Below are 17,030 nucleotides of genomic sequence, written 5' to 3' on the forward strand. Positions count from 1 at the left end.
CGAACCCTTGCCACGAGGACTTGCCTTTCCCGCTCTTGTCGCTGTCCCGGGTCTGTCTGGTGTCGCCGCGGAGCCGGCCGGCTACCGGACCGGGCAACCTTCCAAGTATCCGTTACCGGCGTTCTGTGCCGTTTCATGGGGTCCCGGCCCCGACCGGGACGGGCGGGACGGTAGGGGTTCGGAGAGTTCCGGACCGGCTGCTTCCGGGCCGGGCCGTGCTGACGCTGATCATGGTGGACCGCCTTCGCTCCCCCGCCGCCGGATTGCGGCTGGAGGAGTTCTAGCGGCGCCCGCCGAGCCGCGTCAATGGTTTGTCAGAACATTCTGACGACGCGGGGCCGACGCGCGCCGGTCCCGCTCCACCGTACGGCCTCGCGGCTCAGAGCCGGACCAGCAGCTGACCAGGGGCCGGACCAGCAGCTCGTCAGGGCCGGACCAGCAGCTGGAACTCGAAGGCGTAGCGGGACGCGCGGTAGACGTGCGAGCCGAACTCCACCGCGCGGCCGGTGTCGTCGAAGGTGGTGCGCTGCATCGTGAGCAGCGGGGCGCCCTCGGGCTCGTCGAGCCGGGCGGCCTCCTCCGGGGACGCGGCGCGGGCACCGACCGCCTGGCGGGCGCTGTGCAGCGTGATCCCGGCCGCCCGCATCAGGCGGTAGAGGCCGGTCTGCTCCAGGTCGGCGGTCTCCAGCCGCAGCAGCCCGGCGGGGAGGTGGTTGCGCAGGTGGGCGACCGGCTCGCCGTGGGTCATCCGGAGCCGCTCGATCAGGACGACCTCCGCGCCCTCGGCGATCCCCAGCGCGGCGGCGACCTCGGCGTCCGCCTCGGTGGTGGTGTTCCGCAGGACGCGGGTGGCCGGCTTCTGCCCGGCCGCCTCCAGGTCGTCGTAGAGGCTGCTGAGCTCCAGCGGGCGCTTGACCTGGCTGTGCACGACCTGGGTGCCGATGCCGCGGCGACGGACCAGCAGGCCCTTGTCGACCAGCGACTGGATCGCCTGGCGCACCGTGGGCCGGGACAGGCCGAGCCGGCCGGCCAGTTCGATCTCGTTGCCCAGCAGGCTGCCGGGGGCGAGCCTGCCGTTCTCGATCGCGGCCTCCAGCTGCTGCGACAGCTGGAAATACAACGGGACCGGACTGTTCCGGTCCACGCTGAACTGGACGGGGCTCTCGGCGCCCCCGGCATCTCTCTCGCGTTTCCCCACGCTCGCGAGCGTATCCGCCCGCACAGATGACGGGAAGTCCGGAGGTCACATTGTCCGGACAAGGGGGGTCGTGGACGTCCTGGTCAATGTCGTGGGCGTCCTGGTCGATGACGCGGCGATCACCTACGACGCCTGGCAGCGGGCCGCGGCGCGCGCCACGCTGCGTAGGCGACGCGTACACAGTCGGGCGGTCCGGCCGCCGGGCCACTCGGGCGACGCCGGGGCCCCTCGCCCAACACGATCCCGGTCCATGCCAGTTGGTGCCGAACCGGCCCGCCCGACCCGGTCCGGCACGTACCATCCCGTCAGCCGGTCCGCCACCGCTCCCGGCCACCGGTCCGCCGTTCCCCGCCTGCCCACCTGCCCACCTGCCCACCAAGGAGCCTCCGTGTCCGTACGCCGCGTCGTCCCCGATCTCCATATCTCTCCCGACGGCGCCCCGGAGGCGATGGCCGGTCACCGGGCCTTCTACGGGCTGCTGGGCTTCGAGGAGGTCATGAACCACGGCTGGGTGATGACGCTGGCCTCCCCCGAGAACCCCACCGCACAGCTGACCTTCATGACGCACGACGCGACCGCCCCGGTCAACCCGGACCTGAGCGTCGAGGTCTCGGACGTGGACGCGGCGTACGCGGCGGTCCGGGCCGCCGGCGCGCGGATCGTGCACCCGCTGCGCGACGAGGAGTGGGGGGTGCGCCGCTTCTTCGTCGAGGACCCGGACGGACGGGTGGTCAACGTCCTGGGCCATCGCCGGCCGGCGGTGTCCCAGGACTGAGCCGCGCCGCCCGCGCGGCCGGGCTACTTCATCCACGCGTCCTCGTACTTCCGGTAGGTGCCGTCGTGGGTGGCGAGGTGGACCCACTGATCCACATACGCCTTGAACTGGTCGTCGCCGCGGGGCAGCGCGTACGCCTTCTCGGAGAAGGTGAACGGCCGGTCGGGATGGACCGCGCACAGTTCGGGGTGGATCTTGGCCTGGTAGCGGGTCTCGCTCGCGTCGGTCATCATCACGTCCGCACGGCCGGCGACGATCTCGTCGAAGATGGTGGTGTTGTCCGGGTGGACGATGAGGGTGGCCCGCTTGATGTGGGCGCGGGCGAACTGCTCGTTGGTGCCGCCGGGGTTGACGACGACACGGGTGCCGGGGCGGTCGATCTGCTCCAGGCTCTGGTACTTGTCCTGATCGGCGCAGCGGACGAGGGGGGTCTTGCCGTCGGTGCGGGTCGGCTCGCTGAAGTAGACCGAGCGGGCGCGGGCCAGGGTGATCGAGACGCCGCCCATGCCGATGTCGCAGCGGCCGGCCGTCAGATCGCCGACCAGTCCGGACCAGGTCGTCGGGACGTAACGGGGCGTGGCGTCCAGGCTCTTGGCGAGGTCCCGGGCCATGTCGATGTCCACGCCGCGGTAGCTGCCGGTGGCGGGGTCGCGGTAGCTGAAGGGGCGGTAGTCGCCGGTGGTGCAGACCCGCAGCACGCCGCGGTGCGGGACGGCGTCCAGGAGCGTGGCCGGCCGTCGGTCCCGCTGGGCGGCGGCCGCGGTGGCGGCGCCGGCGGCCCTGGCGGGGGCGTGGGAGGCCGCCGGGGCCGCGACGGTGACGGCGAGCAGGCAGGCGAGGGCGGGGAGGATCGCGGCGCGCTTCATCGTGGGCTGACTCCTGATCAGGTGACCGAAGCGCTCAGGGTGGCAGAGCCCGGCCGCCGGGTGAAGCCCCCGCCCGGCCCGTGGACGGCGTCGGCCGAGGCCGGCCGGTCAGGCCCCGTACGGGTCCGTCGGGTGGGCCTCGCCCGGCTCGGGCACCGCGTCGGCGAGCCGGGCCAGGAGATCCGCGGCGCGCTTGGCCACCGTCTCGCGGTCGCCCTCCGAGAGGGCCGAGCCCATGCCGACCGCGACGGCACCGGCCGCGATCCACTCCGGGGCGGTCTCGGGCGTCACACCGCCGGTGGGCACCAGCGGTGCCTGCGGCAGGGCGGCGCGGACGTCGGCGATCCAGGACGGGTGGCGGCCGGCAGCGGGGAAGAGCTTGAGGGCGTCGGCGCCGAGCTCCAGGCCGCGCACGATCTCGGTGGGCGTGGAGACCCCGGCGAAGACGGGGACGCCGTAGCGGTGGCCGGTGCGGATGACCTCGGCGTCCAGGCTCGGGGAGACCAGATAGCGGGCGCCGGCGTCCACCGCCATCCGGGCCGACGCGGCGTCAAGGACGGTGCCGGCGCCGATGACCGCGTCGTCGCCGAGCTCGCGGGTGAGGGTGGTGACCGCCTCCAGGGCGAACGGCGTGGTCAGGGATATCTCCAGGCTCGTGATGCCGGCCGACAGCAGGGTGTCGGCGGTGGCGCTCGCCTCGTCGTAGGTCCTGCTGCGGACGATGGCGAAAACGCGCTGCGCCAGTGCGGCCCGGGTGATCTCCCAGCGATACACGGCAGTTCGCCGTCCTTCCTTCTTCTCCGACGCCTCGCCGCGGTGACGCGGCTCACGACTGACCCAGCACTTCTCCGGGGGCGTGCAGCGCCGGCCGACCGCTCATGGCCCCTTTGCCGCCGATGCCCGCCCATTCCTCGTTTCTGCCGAAACGCTACCGCCAACCACTGACAATCCTCTCTCGGGGTGCGCCCCTGTGCGCCCCTTCTGCCGAGAATGGGCCGAGGAGAGGGGGAAGTGGCCGGTGGGGCCGGGGTGTCCGGGGGAGCACAACGGCGGCCGGGGTGCGTGGGCACCCCGGCCGCCGTGTGAACCGCTCGTGCGGTGGTGTCGTGCGCCGGCCTCAGCAGCCGAAGTCGACGAGGTCGAAGGTCTTGTAGTGGTCGGCGGTGTAGTAGTCCTCCTTCTGCTTCTCACCGGTGACGATGCGTCGGGCACCGCGGTCCGGCGAGCCCGGCGTGACCACGGTGTACTCGTGGTAGTAGCCGGTGCTCTGGGACGGCAGGACGCCTTCGCGGTTGTCGAAGACGGTGCCGTCCTTCGGGTACGGGAAGGGGCCGCCCTTGTCGATCAGGTCGAGGGTGTCGTGGGCCTGGGACGGCAGCTTGGAGTAGCAGACGCTGCCGACCGAGGTGAGGTGGACGGTCGCGGTGCGCACCGCGGCCGGGTGCGCCGTGGCGGCAGGTGTCGCGGCGACCGCCGTGCCACCGAGGAGGAGGGTCGAAACGAGGGCGCCTGCGGCGCCGATCCTGGTCATCCGTGGGGGGATTCTCATGCGCATCAGCATGACGCGCGTAGACATGCCCCTGTCAATCCCAACGGGCCGATGTTTCCCGGGAGTTCACACAGGTCGCGCACGGTCGGCGCAAACATCCGAAATGTTCCGCCGCCCCGCCCACCCCTCCGGGCGCCCGTGCGTTTTTGCCTCTCAGGCAAAAACTTTGCCTGAGAGGTGAAGGCTGGCTATACCGGTGACATGACCGAGTTCCCGGATCCGCCCTCCGGCACCGCCCCGGAAGAGCTGACCACCGTGGCCCCGCGCCTGCGCGAGCTGCGGCGGCGCAGCGGGCTGACGCTGGAGACCGCGGCCCGGCGGGTGGGGCTGTCCCCCGCGCACCTGTCGCGGCTGGAGACCGGTCAGCGGCAGCCGTCGCTCCCGATGCTGCTGGCCCTGGCCCGCACGTACGGCACCACGGTATCCGACCTGCTCGGTGAGACCGCCCCGGAGCGCGATCCGATCGTGCGGGCCGGCCGCGCCGAGCCCTCGGAGGCCGGCGGCTGGACGTACTGGACCGTCGGCGGGGCCGGGCGCGCCCTCCAGGCGCTGCGGGTGCACGTGCCGCAGCGGGCGCAGGGCGATCTGGTGCGGGTGCACCCGGGCGAGGAGTGGCTCTACGTCCTCACCGGACGGCTGCGGCTCACCCTCGGCGAGGCGGTGCACGTACTGGAGCCGGGGGACGCCGCGCACTTCGACTCGCTCGTCCCGCACCGGCTGGCCGCCGTCTCGCGCGGCGGCACGGAGCTGCTGTTCGTCCACACGCTGCTGCAGAGCGGCGCCGCCGAGCTGTGTCTGGGCGACCGCGCCGCGCACCGCCGCCCGGGCTGAGCCGCACCGTCCGCCACCATTGCGCCCGCCACTGCGCCCCGTCCACCGTTCCGCCAGCCACCGCCCCGTCCACCGTCCCGGAAGGGAAGGACCGTTCGCCGTGCCCGACCACACCACCTCCGCCCCGTCCACTCCCCAGGCCAGTGGCGTGCCCGACGCCCCGACCTCGCGCCGCTACGTCGAGAACAAGCCACCGCGCGGCATGTACGTACGGGTCTTCGTCTACGTCGTGGCCACCCACGTGCTGCTGGCCTTCATGAGCCTGCTGGTGGTCCTCGCCAAGTCCCGCTAGCCACCGGACGCTCCGCCCGCCTGCTCCGGCCCTCTTGCCCCGGCCCGGCGATCGGGTGAACCCTGCTGCCGCACCGTGCCCGACGCGCGCCCGGCAGCGGGCCCTCGGCGCGACGCACGCTCCAGACTCGTCCGTGAACCTCGCTGCACCGAGGAGGACCGAAGGATGCACCGTACGCGCACCACGGCCGCCGGCGGCCTCGCCGTGGCCCTCGCCGTGATCCCGTTGGCGGGCACGGCGGGGCCGTCCGGCGCCGCGCCGGCCCATGGGCCCGGCGGCGACCGGACCCGGCCCGCCGTCGCCTCCCTCTCCCCCGCCCCGCAGTCCGTCCACGACCGCTCCGACCACCTCACGCTCACCCGGACCGTGACCCTGGTCGCCGGGCCGGGAACCGACGCCCCGGCGCTGGCACTGGTGACCAGGGCCCTGAAGGACGCCGGCGCACAGCACGTCGAACGGACCGCGCGCGCCGCCCCCGGTGGAGGACGGCTGACCGTCTACGTGAACGGGCCGGCCGCCGACCACGCCCTGGCGGCGCTGGGGGCGCGCGGCACCGCCGGACTCCCCGCGGAGGGCTACACACTGGCCGTGGCCCGTGGCCGGATCGCGCTGGCCGGAAAGGACGCCGCCGGCACGTACTACGCCGCCCAGACGCTGAGCCGGCTGCTGCCGCACCGCGACCGTCCGGGCGCCCGGGTGCCCGGCACCGTCGTACGGGACTGGCCGGCAACCCCCTTGCGCGGCATCGTCGAGGGCTTCTACGGCACCCCGTGGTCGCATGCCGCCCGCCTCGACCAGCTGGACTTCGCGGCCCGGCACAAGATGAACATCTACGTCTACTCCCCCAAGGACGACGCCTACCTGAGGGAGAAGTGGCGCGACCCGTACCCGGCGGACCGGCTGGACCAGATCAAGGAGCTGGTGGACCGGGCCCGGGCGCGGCACGTGGAGTTCACCTACGCCCTCTCCCCCGGCCTGTCCGTCTGCTACAGCTCGGCCTCCGACGTCCGGGCGCTGACCGCCAAGTTCCAGACGCTGTGGGACATCGGGGTGCGGACCTTCGCGGTGCCGCTGGACGACATCAGCTACACCAAGTGGAACTGCGCGGCGGACAAGGAGAAGTTCGGGACCGGCGGCGGGGCGGCCGGGACCGCGCAGGCGCAGCTGCTCGACCGCGTCAACCGTGAGTTCATCGCCCGCCACCCCGGCGCCCGGCCGCTCCAGATGGTGCCGACCGAGTACTCCGACCTCAAGGCGACGCCGTACAAGGCGGCGCTCGCCGCCAAGCTGGACGCCAATGTGCTGGTGGAGTGGACGGGCGTGGGCGTGATCGCGCCGACCATGTCCGCCGACCAGGCCCGGCGGGCCCGCGAGCTCTACGGGCACCCGATCCTGCTCTGGGACAACTACCCGGTCAACGACTATGTCAGCAAGCGGCTGATGCTCGGCCCGTACAACGCGCGGGAACCCGGGGTGCCGGAACGGCTGGCCGGGATCACCGCGAACCCGATGATCCAGCCGGCCGCGTCCAAGCTGGCGCTGGCCACCGTCGCCGACTACAGCTGGAACGACCGGGCGTACGACGCCCGGGCCTCCTGGAACATCGCCATCGACGAGCTGGCCGGCGGCGACGCCCGGGCCGCCCGGGCCCTGCGGGCCTTCGCGGACGTCAACTACACCTCCGCCATCAACCCGCGTCAGGCGCCCGAACTCTCCGCCGCGCTCGAACGGTTCCGCCGGGACGGCGACGCCCGGCGGCTGGACGCCGTACTGCGCGGCCTGCGGGACGCGCCGGGGGTGCTGCGCGACCGGCTCCCCGGGCGCGCCTTCGCCCGGGAGACCGCGCCATGGCTGGACGCCACCCGGGCCTGGGCGGTCGCGGCCCGCGACGCGCTGCGGCTGATCGGGGCGGACCGGTCCGGCGACGCGGCGACCGCCCGGCAACTGCGGGCGCGTATCCCGGGGTTGGTGACGAAGGCGAAGTCGTACGTCTATGTGGACATGAAGGGGAAGCGGATCCCGGTGGTGGTCGGCGACGGGGTACTGGACACCTTCGTCGCGGACGCACTGGCCGGGCGGCGCGGGCAATGAGGTGGTGCCGTCACATCTGTTTCCTGTCCTGACGCCCCGTCAGTCGCTGAGTTCCCGGTGGCGGGCGGCCAGTCGGGCGGCCCCCTCCTCGGTGAGCGAGCCGTGCAGCCGGAGCCGGGCGATGCCGCCGTCGGGGAAGATGTCCAGCCGGACATGGGTCAGCGCGGGCGCGTCGTCCAGCAGGAAGCGGTGGACGGTGTCGGGCTGGAGCCGGGTGCGGGGCAGCAGTTCGGTCCAGTCGCCGTGTTCGCCGTCGCACCCGGAGAGCGCCGCCCAGCCGGCCGCGTTGCCCTTGAGGCAGCCGGTGTCGATCTCCACCGCGCGGATCACCGACTGCCCGGTGAGGCGGTAGCGCACCCAGTCGTTGCCGCCGCCGCGGCGGCGCCGGGTCTCCCAGCCGTCGTCCATCTTGCGGGAGCGGCCGGGCTGGATGGTGTGGGTGGGCGAGGAGTAGAAGCGGTCCGAGGCGTCCTCGACCTGGCCGCCGTTCTCCAGCGCGGCGAGGTCGAAGGTGCCCAGCGCGGCCAGCCAGCGGGGCTCCGGGACGACCTCGCCGTGGACCCGGAGGCGGGCGATGCCGCCGTCGGGGTGCTGGTTGAGCCGCAGGTGGGTGAAGCGCCGCTCGGCGTGGACGGCGAAGCCGTTGGCGGCGTGCCCGGCGACGGCGGTGCGCGGGACGAGCGGGGTCCACTTCACACCGTCGCCGAGGAGCTCGTCCGGCGAGGGGGAGCCCTCGGCGCAGGCGCCCTCGATGCTGACCGACTGCGGGTGGTTGCCGCGGAAGTGGGCGGTGTCGACGACGATGCCGCGGATCACGCCCGGGGCACCGAGCCGGACCAGCGCCCAGTCGTGGTCCTCGGCGGCCGGGAAGGGGTGGTCGCCGTCGGTGCCGCGGCGGCGCCGGGTCTCCCAGCCGTCCATGATCTTGCCCTTGTGGCCGAACGCCTCCGGGTCGAAGTGGGCGGCCTCGGGCTTGAGGAGGTTCTCGCGCTCGGCGAAGAACTCGTCGTTGGCGGCGAGTACGCCGGCGCCGAGCCGCCGGTCGGCGAGGTCGGGCAGGTGGGAGAAGGGGAAGCCGGCCGGGCCCGGGGTGCGGTAGTCGGCGTAGGGGTCGCCGCCGCCGTAGGGACCGGCGTCCCCGGTGTAGCGCGGGAGGTCGCCGGTGGTCATGCGCGCGGCCTTTCGAGGAGTTCGCCGGTGGGTTCGGCGAGGGTGGTGCCGTCGTTGATCCTTCGGCCGCGCAGCCAGGTGGAGCGGACGACGCCGTACAGGGTCTTGCCGGCGTACGCGGTGATCTTGTTGCGGTGCTGGAGTGCGGCGGGGTCGACGGTGAAGGTCTCGTCGGGCGCCAGCACCGCGAAGTCGGCGTCCCGGCCGGGCGCGATGGCGCCCTTGGCGTCGAGGCCGACCAGCTCGGCGGGGGCGGCGGACATCCAGCGGACCACGTCCTCCAGGCCGTGACCGCGCTCGCGGGCGGCGGTCCAGATGGCCGGCAGGCCGAGCTGGAGGGAGGAGATGCCGCCCCAGGCCGTGCCGAAGTCGGGGGTCTTGAGGTCGGCGGTGGAGGGCGAGTGGTCGGAGACGACGCAGTCGATGGTGCCGTCGGCCAGGCCCTGCCAGAGGGCGTCCTGGTTGCCGGCCTCGCGGATCGGCGGGCAGCACTTGAACTCGGTGGCGCCGTCGGGGATCTCCTCAGCGGTCAGGGTGAGGAAGTGCGGGCAGGTCTCGACGGTGATCCGTACGCCGTCGGCGCGGGCGGCGGCGATCATCGGCAGCGCCTCGGCGGAGGACAGGTGCAGTACGTGCACCCGCGCGTCCAGCCCGCGGGCGAGGTCGATCAGGCCGGCGATGGCGTCGTTCTCCGAGGCCCGGGGGCGGGAGGCGAGGAAGTCGGCGTACCTGGGGCCGTGTGCCTCGGGGGCGGCCGCCAGGTGGCCGGGGTCCTCGGCGTGCACGATCAGCAGCCCGCCGAAGCCGGCTGTCTCGCCGAGCGCGGCGGCCAGTTGCTCCTGGTCGAGCTGGGGGAACTCGTCGACGCCGGAGGGCGACAGGAAGCACTTGAAGCCGAACACGCCGGCCTCGTGGAGCGGGCGCAGGTCCTTGACGTTGCCGGGGACGGCGCCGCCCCAGAAACCGACGTCGACATGGGCCTTGCCGCGGGCGACCGCGCGCTTGGTGTCGAGGCCGGCGGTGTCGGTGGTGGGCGGGAGGCTGTTGAGCGGCATGTCCACGAGCGTGGTGATGCCGCCGGCGGCGGCCGCGCGGGTGGCCGTCCAGAAGCCCTCCCAGTGGGTGCGGCCGGGGTCGTTGACGTGTACGTGGGTGTCCACGAGGCCGGGCAGCAGGGCGTCGTCGCCGAAGTCCTCCAGCCGGGCGCCGGCCGGGACCGTGGCGTCGTAGGGCAGGACGGCGGTGATCTTCCCGTCCCGGACGGCGACGGACGCGGCCCGCGTACCCTCCGGGGTGACGACGCGCGTGGAGCGCAGCACCAGCTCTGTTTCGGACACCCAGTACCTCCCAGTCGTTGCTTCATGGTCGCGGACCGGCGCATGCGGGGCGCGGCGGGCGCGGACCCCTACGGAATTCAGCGAACCTCTACCGGAATTCAACAGTCTGTTGAATGAGTCTTCACTTCGGGCCACGGCCAGTCAAGACCCCGGCGCGGCGGCCGGGCCGGCGCGCATGCCCCTCCGGCGATTTGGAGGATTCCATAGAATGGACAGTAGATTTCGCGCAGCAGAACGTAGCTACGGCCACTGGCACCGTCGGGAGATCTCGGGCATGCGGCCCGCCCCGGCGGGCATACAGCCGCTGACCGGCAGGAACGACTGTGCGATACGCGCTGTGCCGGCGCGGTGTGACCGGTAGGCTGCTCCGGTCGGGCCCGGCGCCCGCAAGGCGTAGAGCCGAGACCGATCCGACCCGCCCGAAAGGAACGCGACGTGCCGTCGTCCAGCGCCAGCACCTCCGCCACCGATGCCAAGCCCGCAGGCGCCAGCGGTGGGGTCCAGTCCCTTGAGCGCGCCTTCGACCTCCTGGAGCGGATGGCCGACGCCGGCGGCGAGGTCGGTCTGAGCGAGCTCTCCGGGAGCAGCGGGCTCCCGCTGCCGACCATCCACCGCCTGATGCGCACGCTCGTCGCCTGCGGTTACGTCCGTCAGCAGCCCAACCGCCGGTACGCCCTCGGCCCGCGCCTGATCCGGCTCGGCGAGAGCGCCTCCCGGCTGCTGGGCACCTGGGCCCGCCCGTATCTGGCCCGCCTGGTGGAGGAGACCGGCGAGACCGCCAACATGGCCCTCCTCGACGGCGACGAGATCGTCTATGTCGCCCAGGTCCCCTCCCGGCACGCGGTGCGGATGTTCACCGAGGTCGGCCGGCGCGTGCTGCCGCACTCCACCGGCGTCGGCAAGGCCCTGCTGGCCAACCACCCGCCGGAGGAGGTCCGGGCCCTCCTCGGCCGTACGGGGATGCCCGCCGCGACCGAGAAGACCATCACCGACCCGGACCGCTTCCTCGACGCCCTCGCCGACGTCCGCCGCCTCGGCTACGCGGTCGACGACAACGAGCAGGAGATCGGCGTCCGCTGCCTGGCCGTCCCGGTCCCCAACTCCCCCACCTCCGCGGCGATCTCCATCTCCGGGCCGACCGGCCGGGTGACGGAGGCCGCGACGGACAAGATCGTCCCGGTGCTCCAGGAGGTCGCGGCCCAGCTGTCGGTGGCGCTGGCCAGCCAGACGCCGGCGTGACGTCCCGGATGGGGCGGCCGGCGCCGCCTCATCCCCGCGGCAGCTCGCCGAAGCCGTCGATCCGCTTCCGGACCTCCGAGAGCGCCGGCGACAGCGCGCTCACCGACCCCACCGCCCCGGCGATCAGCAGCAGCGAACGGCGCAGCCGGGGCACCTCGGGCGCGCCGTGACCGACCATCGCGTCCAGTGCCGCCAGTTCCTCGTCGGCGGCCGTCCGGTCCGGTAACTCCCCCGGCAACAGGGCCAGTTGACGGCGGAGCCGGGCCACCGCCACGCGCAGTTCGCGGACCTGCGGGTCGCTTCCGCCCCCGGTCACGCGGCTGTCCCTTCGCACCTGTTCCCCAACGACGGCGCCTCCCCGGCCGTTGCCCGTTCCGCAATGCGGGACAGTTAACGCCACGGTGTGTGCCGAGCGCCATACGGAGAGCCGAAATACCGGTCGCCGGTCCGGGAACGGTCCCGGGCCGGACCCTCGGCCGCGTCATGACCCGACTCCCTCCCCACCCGTGCCCCCTGGCCGGTTTTCGCCTCCCGGCCCTCGTTTTCCCGACCGCACGGCCGGTTCCACGCCGACCTCGTCCGCCTCTTGGGCATCTCACGTCCCAGGGGTACCGGCGAACGCCACGCGCGAATACCCGCCGGCCTTCTGAGCATGCGTCAGTACGTGCGTTCCCTCTGGCACCCGTTGGCGTGGGCGTATCCCGTACAAGGCGTACGGCGCCACGCGATGGAGCATCCTCCCTTCCGGGAAATGTCCGGCATATCACTGAATCGCACACCACTGGACCACTGGATCGGAGAACGCCATGGAGCCCAACCCAGGCCCCGACCCCGACCGTCCCGGCCCCGACCCCCGGCGCCTCAGCGTCATCCGGCTCATCTGCCGGGCGTACGGCCTGGCCGACGCCTCCGAGATCACCGAGGAGCACATACACCGCTACGTCGCCGAGCATCCGCACACGGACGGGCGGGCCGAGCAGCCACGGGGCCGGCCACGGCCGAGGATCCCACGGCAGCGGACATCGGGGGGCGCCGCCTGATTCCGGACGGCACAGGACGGCGATTCCGGACGGCACAGGGCGCCGCGTGACGCCATGAGGTAAGCAGATCCCATGGCACATCCAGGGGAGAGCGCGGGCGCCGGGGGGAAGGCGGGGGCCGTACGGCCCGAGGGGAAGGTGGCCGGGCTGCTGCTCGCCGCGGGCGGCGGACGGCGGCTGGGGGGACGGCCCAAGGCACTGCTCGACCACCGGGGGCACCCGCTGGTCGAGCATGCCGCGCGGGTCCTGCGGGACGGCGGCTGCGCACCGGTGCACATCGTGCTCGGCGCAGCCGCGGAGACCGTCCGGGAGCGGGCCGATCTGGCGCCCTACGGCGTCTCGGTCAACCCGGACTGGGAACGGGGCATGGGCTCGTCGTTGCGGGTGGGGCTGGCCGCGCTGGCCGGTTCGGGGGCGGACGCGGTGGTGGTGTCCCTGGTCGACCAGCCGGGCATCGGCGCCGCCGCGGTGGCCCGCGTGGTGGCCGCGTACACGGGACGGGACGCTCTGGCGGCCGCGGCGTACGGGGGCGAGCGGGGGCATCCGGTGCTGTTCGGCGCCGAGCGGTGGGCGGAGATCGCGGCCGGCGCGGAGGGTGACCGCGGGGCGCGGGCCTATCTGCGGCAGCACGCCGGGGACCTCGCGCTCGTCGAGTGCGGGGATGTGGCCGAGGCGTACGACATCGACACACCGGACGATCTGCGACGGTTGGAGTGAGGGGCGGCCGGCGGCCGGCCGGGCCACGTCGGGACGGTGCGAGCCGGGCCGCGCCGGTGTCCGCCACCCCGGAGTCGGGGTAATGGAGAGTGAGCGGTGTGGCACCGAGAGCCATTCGATCAGCACTTGTGTCGACTCGGAGAATCTCGACATCAACAAACCATTGAAGTTCCGCGATAAGGAAACTAGTCTCCACTGGTCAGAAGCGCCCTGTACCCGAACGGCGCCCGCGACCGTATCCAGGAACCCGCGGCACCCCGTGCCGCCCAGGTGCCCGTCGGCCGCCAGGCACCGCCGCTGAATGGAGTGACAGCTCATGTCCGCACCAGCGCCGTCCCCGCTGGCCATCGTCGAAGTCGACCCCGCCCACACCCCGGAACGGCAGGGCGAGGTCCTCACCGACGCCGCGCTCGCCTTCGTCGCCGAGCTGCACCGGCGGTTCACCCCCCGCCGCGACGAGCTGCTCGCCCGCCGCGCCGAGCGCCGTGCCGAGATCGCCCGCACCAGCACGCTGGACTTCCTCCCCGAGACCGCGCACATCCGCGCGGACGACAGCTGGCGGGTGGCCGCGGCGCCGGCCGCGCTCGACGACCGCCGGGTGGAGATCACCGGCCCCACCGACCGCAAGATGACCATCAACGCGCTCAACTCCGGCGCCCGGGTCTGGCTCGCCGACTTCGAGGACGCCTCGGCTCCCACCTGGGAGAACGTCGTGGGCGGCCAGCTCAACCTGATCGACGCCTACGAGCGCCGGATCGACTTCACCGACCCGGGCTCCGGCAAGTCCTACGCCCTCAGGCCGGCCGAGGAGCTCGCCACCGTCGTGATGCGGCCGCGCGGCTGGCACCTGGAGGAGCGCCACCTCCAGTTCGGGGGCCGCCCGGTCCCCGGCGCCCTGGTCGACTTCGGCCTCTACTTCTTCCACAACGCCCAGCGGCTGCTGGACCTCGGCAAGGGCCCGTACTTCTACCTGCCCAAGACCGAGTCGCACCTCGAAGCCCGCCTGTGGAACGAGATCTTCGTCTTCGCCCAGGACTACGTCGGCATCCCGCAGGGCACCATCCGCGCCACGGTCCTCATCGAGACCATCACCGCCGCGTACGAGATGGAGGAGATCCTCTACGAGCTGCGCGACCACGCCTCGGGCCTGAACGCCGGCCGCTGGGACTACCTCTTCTCCATCGTCAAGAACTTCCGTGACGGCGGCGCCAAGTTCGTCCTCCCGGACCGCAACGCGGTGACGATGACCGCCCCGTTCATGCGCGCCTACACCGAACTCCTGGTCCGCACCTGCCACAAGCGCGGCGCGCACGCCATCGGCGGCATGGCGGCCTTCATCCCCAACCGCCGTGACCCCGAGGCCAACGAGAAGGCCCTGGCCAAGGTCAAGAACGACAAGGACCGGGAGGCCGGCGACGGCTTCGACGGCTCCTGGGTCGCCCACCCCGACCTGGTCCCGGTCGCCCGCGCCTGCTTCGACGCGGTCCTCGGCGACAAGCCCCACCAGAAGGACCGCCTCCGCGAGGACGTGCACGTCGAGGCCGCCGACCTCATCGCCGTCGACTCGCTGGACGCCAAGCCCACCTACCAGGGCCTGGTCGACGCCGTGCGGGTCGGCACCCGCTACATCGAGGCGTGGCTGCGCGGCCTCGGCGCGGTCGCCATCTTCGGCCTGATGGAGGACGCCGCCACCGCCGAGATCTCCCGCTCCCAGATCTGGCAGTGGGTCAACGCCGGCGTCGTCTTCCAGGACGGCGAGCACGCCGGCACCAAGGCCACCGCCGACCTCGTCCGCCGGGTCGCGGCCGACGAACTGGCCGCCATCCGCGCCGAGGTGGGCGAGGACGCCTTCGCCGCCGGCAAGTGGCAGCAGGCCCACGACCTCCTCCTGAAGGTCTCCCTGGACGCCGACTACGCCGACTTCCTGACCCTGCCGGCGTACGAGCTGCTGGGCTGAGCCGGGTCGTCGATTCCTCGAGGAGGCCGGAGGGCCGGTAGGCACCGGGTGCGTACCGGCCCTCCGGCACGCCCCGGGTACCATCGCTGGCATGCCGCCGATACCCCTGCCGGAACCCGCTCCGAACTGCGGAAACGGCGTACAGGAGGCGACCGGCGGCACTAGGATGGACCCTGCGCCAGCGGGCAGCGGGCAGCGGGCAGCGGGCAGCGGGCAGCGGGCAGCGGGCAGCGGGCAGCGGGCAGCGGGCAGCGGGTCCGGTGGCCGCAGGGTGGTGCTCTTCGCGGCGCGTTCCGCGGTCGCGCTGCACCGGCTCCTGGACGTCCTGCCCGTCTTCTCCGGTGACGACCGCATCGAGCGCCGCTTCACGCTCGTCCCCGGCTCCGAGTTCGGCATCGAAGCCCTGGCCGCCCTGGACGCCATCGGGGCCCGTTGCGTCCCCTGGGACGAGGCCCTGCGCACTCCGTACGACCTGACGCTCGCGGCGAGCCCCAAGGGCCAACTCGACCGGCTCCGGGGGCCGCTCGTCCTGCTGCCGCACGGAGCGGGCTTCGGCAAGGCGCTCCCCGAGGAGGGCACGGCGGACTCCGCCTCCGGCCTGGACGCCGCCTATCTGCTGCGCCGGGGCGCACCGCTGGCCGCGCTGCACGCCCTCGCCCACCCCCGCCAGGTCGCCGAGCTGGCCGCAGGGTGTCCCGCGGCGGCCGAACGCGCCACGGTGGTCGGCGACCCGACCCTCGACCGGCTGCTCGCCTCAGCGGGACTGCGCGACAGATACCGCGCCGCGCTGGGCACCGGGGGCCGCCGGCTGGTGGTCCTCACCTCGACCTGGGGCCCGGAGTCGCTGCTCGCCCGGCACCCGCACCTGCCGACCCGCCTCCGCACGGAACTCCCGGCGGATTCCTACCAGTTGGCGCTCATCATGCACCCGAACGACTACAGCCGCAGCGGGCTCCACGATCTCGCCGAGCGCCTCGCCCCGGCCCGCGACGCCGGACTCCTGACGCCCCGGCCGTACGAGGAGTGGGCGGCGGTGCTGGTGGCCGCGGACGCGGTGCTCACCGACCACGGCTCGACGGCGCTGTACGCGGCCGCCCTGGACCGCCCGCTGCTGGCCGTCTGCGACGGCGGGGACGAGCTGATACCCGGCAGCCCGATGGCCCGACTGCTCGATGCCGTACCGGCGTTGAGCCTCCCCTCGCAGGGACCGGAAGAATGGGCGGGCACTGCCCGTATCGCCGAGGACATCGCCCGAGTCGTGGCGGAACACCGGCCGGGGGCCGTACGTGCCCTGGCCGAGCCCGCCTTCGCCGAACAGGGGCGCGCCCTGGCGCTGCTGCGCACGGAGCTGTACGCGCGCCTCGGACTGACGCCACCGGGCATACCGGCCGAGCCCCGGCTGCTGCCGGTCCCCCGCGTCCCGGCGGGCGCGCCGGCCGTCCACGCGGTGTCCGCCACCGTCGACGGCGACCGCGTATGCGTCGAACGCCGTCCACCGCACTACGACGGGCCGGCCGCGCACCTCGCCGCCGAGGAGAACGCGGCGAGCGTGCGGCACGCGCGGAGCGCGGCGGTCCTCTTCCGCCGCGCCCGCGGTGCTCCGGCCGATGCCCCGGGGGCCGTGGACGGCTGGACGGTGGACGGCTGGATCGCCTGGGCACTCGACCGGTACCCGGGCCGCCGGACCGCCGCCGTGGTGCTCTCCGCCTCCCACTGTGTGCTGCGCAGACGCGGCGGGCCCTTGCTGTCAGCCCGCATCGGGGCGGCCACCGAGGGCGGCCGGGTGTTCCGGCCCGATCCGGCGGCGGTGGTGTCGGCGGTGCACTGCTGGCTCGCCGCGACCGGCGCGCCGTCCCTGCCGGCGACCCTCGACTGCCGCATCGGGGACCGGAGTTATCCGGTCCGCGTCGCGCCGGCCACGGACGACGAGGCGGCTCACACGTTCTGAGAGCCGCGGCAGGAACTGGA

At 73.5% G+C, this 17,030-nt stretch carries 16 protein-coding genes; 9 read left to right on the top strand and 7 right to left on the bottom strand.

The annotated features are described in order from the left end of the window. Positions 1 to 424 precede the first annotated feature (424 nt). Positions 425 to 1,198 carry a GntR family transcriptional regulator gene (locus ACRAS8_RS07835; RefSeq protein ID WP_438485152.1) on the bottom strand — a complete coding sequence of 258 codons (774 nt, stop codon included), beginning with the start codon at positions 1,196 to 1,198 and terminating at the stop codon, positions 425 to 427. A 388-nt stretch (positions 1,199 to 1,586) separates the two neighbouring features. On the opposite strand from ACRAS8_RS07835, the gene ACRAS8_RS07840 reads away from it, so the two are divergent. Next, positions 1,587 to 1,973: a VOC family protein gene (locus ACRAS8_RS07840; RefSeq protein WP_438485154.1), complete on the top strand. Its 387-nt coding sequence runs from the start codon at positions 1,587 to 1,589 to the stop codon at positions 1,971 to 1,973. Positions 1,974 to 1,996: 23 nt separating this feature from the next. Here the strand turns inward: ACRAS8_RS07840 and ACRAS8_RS07845 are convergent, their stop codons facing one another. From ACRAS8_RS07845 to ACRAS8_RS07855, 3 genes are all read right to left on the bottom strand, one after another. Then, the gene (locus ACRAS8_RS07845) at positions 1,997 to 2,839 is read right to left on the bottom strand and encodes a transporter substrate-binding domain-containing protein (RefSeq protein ID WP_438485155.1); all 843 of its coding nucleotides are present in this window, start codon (positions 2,837 to 2,839) and stop codon (positions 1,997 to 1,999) included. 108 nt (positions 2,840 to 2,947) lie between these two features. Then, entirely contained in the window at positions 2,948 to 3,613 is a 666-nt protein-coding gene (locus tag ACRAS8_RS07850; protein WP_438485157.1) for a bifunctional 4-hydroxy-2-oxoglutarate aldolase/2-dehydro-3-deoxy-phosphogluconate aldolase, read from the bottom strand. A 343-nt stretch (positions 3,614 to 3,956) separates the two neighbouring features. Beyond that, positions 3,957 to 4,388, bottom strand: coding sequence for a ribonuclease domain-containing protein (locus ACRAS8_RS07855; RefSeq protein ID WP_438485158.1), 432 nt, complete (start codon positions 4,386 to 4,388; stop codon positions 3,957 to 3,959). Between the two features lie 201 nt (positions 4,389 to 4,589). On the opposite strand from ACRAS8_RS07855, the gene ACRAS8_RS07860 reads away from it, so the two are divergent. The 3 genes from ACRAS8_RS07860 (at position 4,590) to ACRAS8_RS07870 (ending at position 7,602) form a co-directional block, all read left to right on the top strand. After that, positions 4,590 to 5,219 carry a helix-turn-helix domain-containing protein gene (locus tag ACRAS8_RS07860; RefSeq protein WP_438485159.1) on the top strand — a complete coding sequence of 210 codons (630 nt, stop codon included), beginning with the start codon at positions 4,590 to 4,592 and terminating at the stop codon, positions 5,217 to 5,219. Positions 5,220 to 5,319: 100 nt separating this feature from the next. Continuing rightward, positions 5,320 to 5,511, top strand: a complete 192-nt coding sequence (locus ACRAS8_RS07865; RefSeq protein ID WP_438485161.1) for a DUF6126 family protein — start codon at positions 5,320 to 5,322, stop codon at positions 5,509 to 5,511. Between the two features lie 165 nt (positions 5,512 to 5,676). Then, positions 5,677 to 7,602: a beta-N-acetylglucosaminidase domain-containing protein gene (locus ACRAS8_RS07870; protein ID WP_438485163.1), complete on the top strand. Its 1,926-nt coding sequence runs from the start codon at positions 5,677 to 5,679 to the stop codon at positions 7,600 to 7,602. Positions 7,603 to 7,641: 39 nt separating this feature from the next. Here ACRAS8_RS07870 and alc read toward each other — a convergent pair whose 3' ends face one another. Both alc and allB read right to left on the bottom strand, forming a co-directional pair. Continuing rightward, positions 7,642 to 8,772, bottom strand: a complete 1,131-nt coding sequence (alc, locus tag ACRAS8_RS07875; protein ID WP_438485165.1) for an allantoicase — start codon at positions 8,770 to 8,772, stop codon at positions 7,642 to 7,644. Then, complete coding sequence (allB, locus tag ACRAS8_RS07880) at positions 8,769 to 10,109, bottom strand: allantoinase AllB (protein WP_438485166.1); 1,341 nt, start codon at positions 10,107 to 10,109, stop codon at positions 8,769 to 8,771. The genes alc and allB overlap by 4 nt, the downstream gene beginning before the upstream one ends. A 435-nt stretch (positions 10,110 to 10,544) precedes the next feature. Between allB and ACRAS8_RS07885 the strand changes: the two genes are divergently transcribed. After that, positions 10,545 to 11,348, top strand: coding sequence for an IclR family transcriptional regulator (locus tag ACRAS8_RS07885; RefSeq protein WP_438485167.1), 804 nt, complete (start codon positions 10,545 to 10,547; stop codon positions 11,346 to 11,348). Positions 11,349 to 11,376: 28 nt separating this feature from the next. On the opposite strand, the gene ACRAS8_RS07890 is transcribed toward ACRAS8_RS07885, so the two are convergent. Beyond that, positions 11,377 to 11,664, bottom strand: a complete 288-nt coding sequence (locus ACRAS8_RS07890) for a DUF5955 family protein (RefSeq protein ID WP_438485168.1) — start codon at positions 11,662 to 11,664, stop codon at positions 11,377 to 11,379. Between the two features lie 490 nt (positions 11,665 to 12,154). Between ACRAS8_RS07890 and ACRAS8_RS07895 the strand changes: the two genes are divergently transcribed. The 4 genes from ACRAS8_RS07895 to ACRAS8_RS07910 all read left to right on the top strand — a co-directional run bounded on the left by ACRAS8_RS07895 (position 12,155) and on the right by ACRAS8_RS07910 (position 17,010). Then, positions 12,155 to 12,388: a hypothetical protein gene (locus ACRAS8_RS07895; RefSeq protein ID WP_438485169.1), complete on the top strand. Its 234-nt coding sequence runs from the start codon at positions 12,155 to 12,157 to the stop codon at positions 12,386 to 12,388. A gap of 138 nt (positions 12,389 to 12,526) precedes the next feature. After that, positions 12,527 to 13,105 carry a nucleotidyltransferase family protein gene (locus tag ACRAS8_RS07900; RefSeq protein WP_438490378.1) on the top strand — a complete coding sequence of 193 codons (579 nt, stop codon included), beginning with the start codon at positions 12,527 to 12,529 and terminating at the stop codon, positions 13,103 to 13,105. 316 nt (positions 13,106 to 13,421) lie between these two features. Further along, the gene (gene aceB, locus ACRAS8_RS07905) at positions 13,422 to 15,062 is read left to right on the top strand and encodes a malate synthase A (RefSeq protein ID WP_438485171.1); all 1,641 of its coding nucleotides are present in this window, start codon (positions 13,422 to 13,424) and stop codon (positions 15,060 to 15,062) included. Between the two features lie 274 nt (positions 15,063 to 15,336). Beyond that, the gene (locus tag ACRAS8_RS07910) at positions 15,337 to 17,010 is read left to right on the top strand and encodes a translation initiation factor 2 (RefSeq protein WP_438490379.1); all 1,674 of its coding nucleotides are present in this window, start codon (positions 15,337 to 15,339) and stop codon (positions 17,008 to 17,010) included. Positions 17,011 to 17,030 lie beyond the last annotated feature (20 nt).

Origin of the sequence: Streptomyces sp. S186 (assembly GCF_051603415.1) — a bacterium.
Classification (GTDB): Bacteria; Actinomycetota; Actinomycetes; order Streptomycetales; family Streptomycetaceae; genus Streptomyces.

Excerpts from the sequence above, each read along its gene's own strand:
- ACRAS8_RS07855 (WP_438485158.1), bottom strand. The coding sequence starts at position 4,388 with ATGAGAATCCCCCCACGGATGACCAGGATCGGCGCCGCAGGCGCCCTC.
- ACRAS8_RS07870 (WP_438485163.1), top strand. The coding sequence starts at position 5,677 with ATGCACCGTACGCGCACCACGGCCGCCGGCGGCCTCGCCGTGGCCCTC.
- alc (WP_438485165.1), bottom strand. The coding sequence starts at position 8,772 with ATGACCACCGGCGACCTCCCGCGCTACACCGGGGACGCCGGTCCCTAC.
- ACRAS8_RS07860 (WP_438485159.1), top strand. The coding sequence starts at position 4,590 with ATGACCGAGTTCCCGGATCCGCCCTCCGGCACCGCCCCGGAAGAGCTG.
- aceB (WP_438485171.1), top strand. The coding sequence starts at position 13,422 with ATGTCCGCACCAGCGCCGTCCCCGCTGGCCATCGTCGAAGTCGACCCC.
- ACRAS8_RS07895 (WP_438485169.1), top strand. The coding sequence starts at position 12,155 with ATGGAGCCCAACCCAGGCCCCGACCCCGACCGTCCCGGCCCCGACCCC.
- ACRAS8_RS07845 (WP_438485155.1), bottom strand. The coding sequence starts at position 2,839 with ATGAAGCGCGCCGCGATCCTCCCCGCCCTCGCCTGCCTGCTCGCCGTC.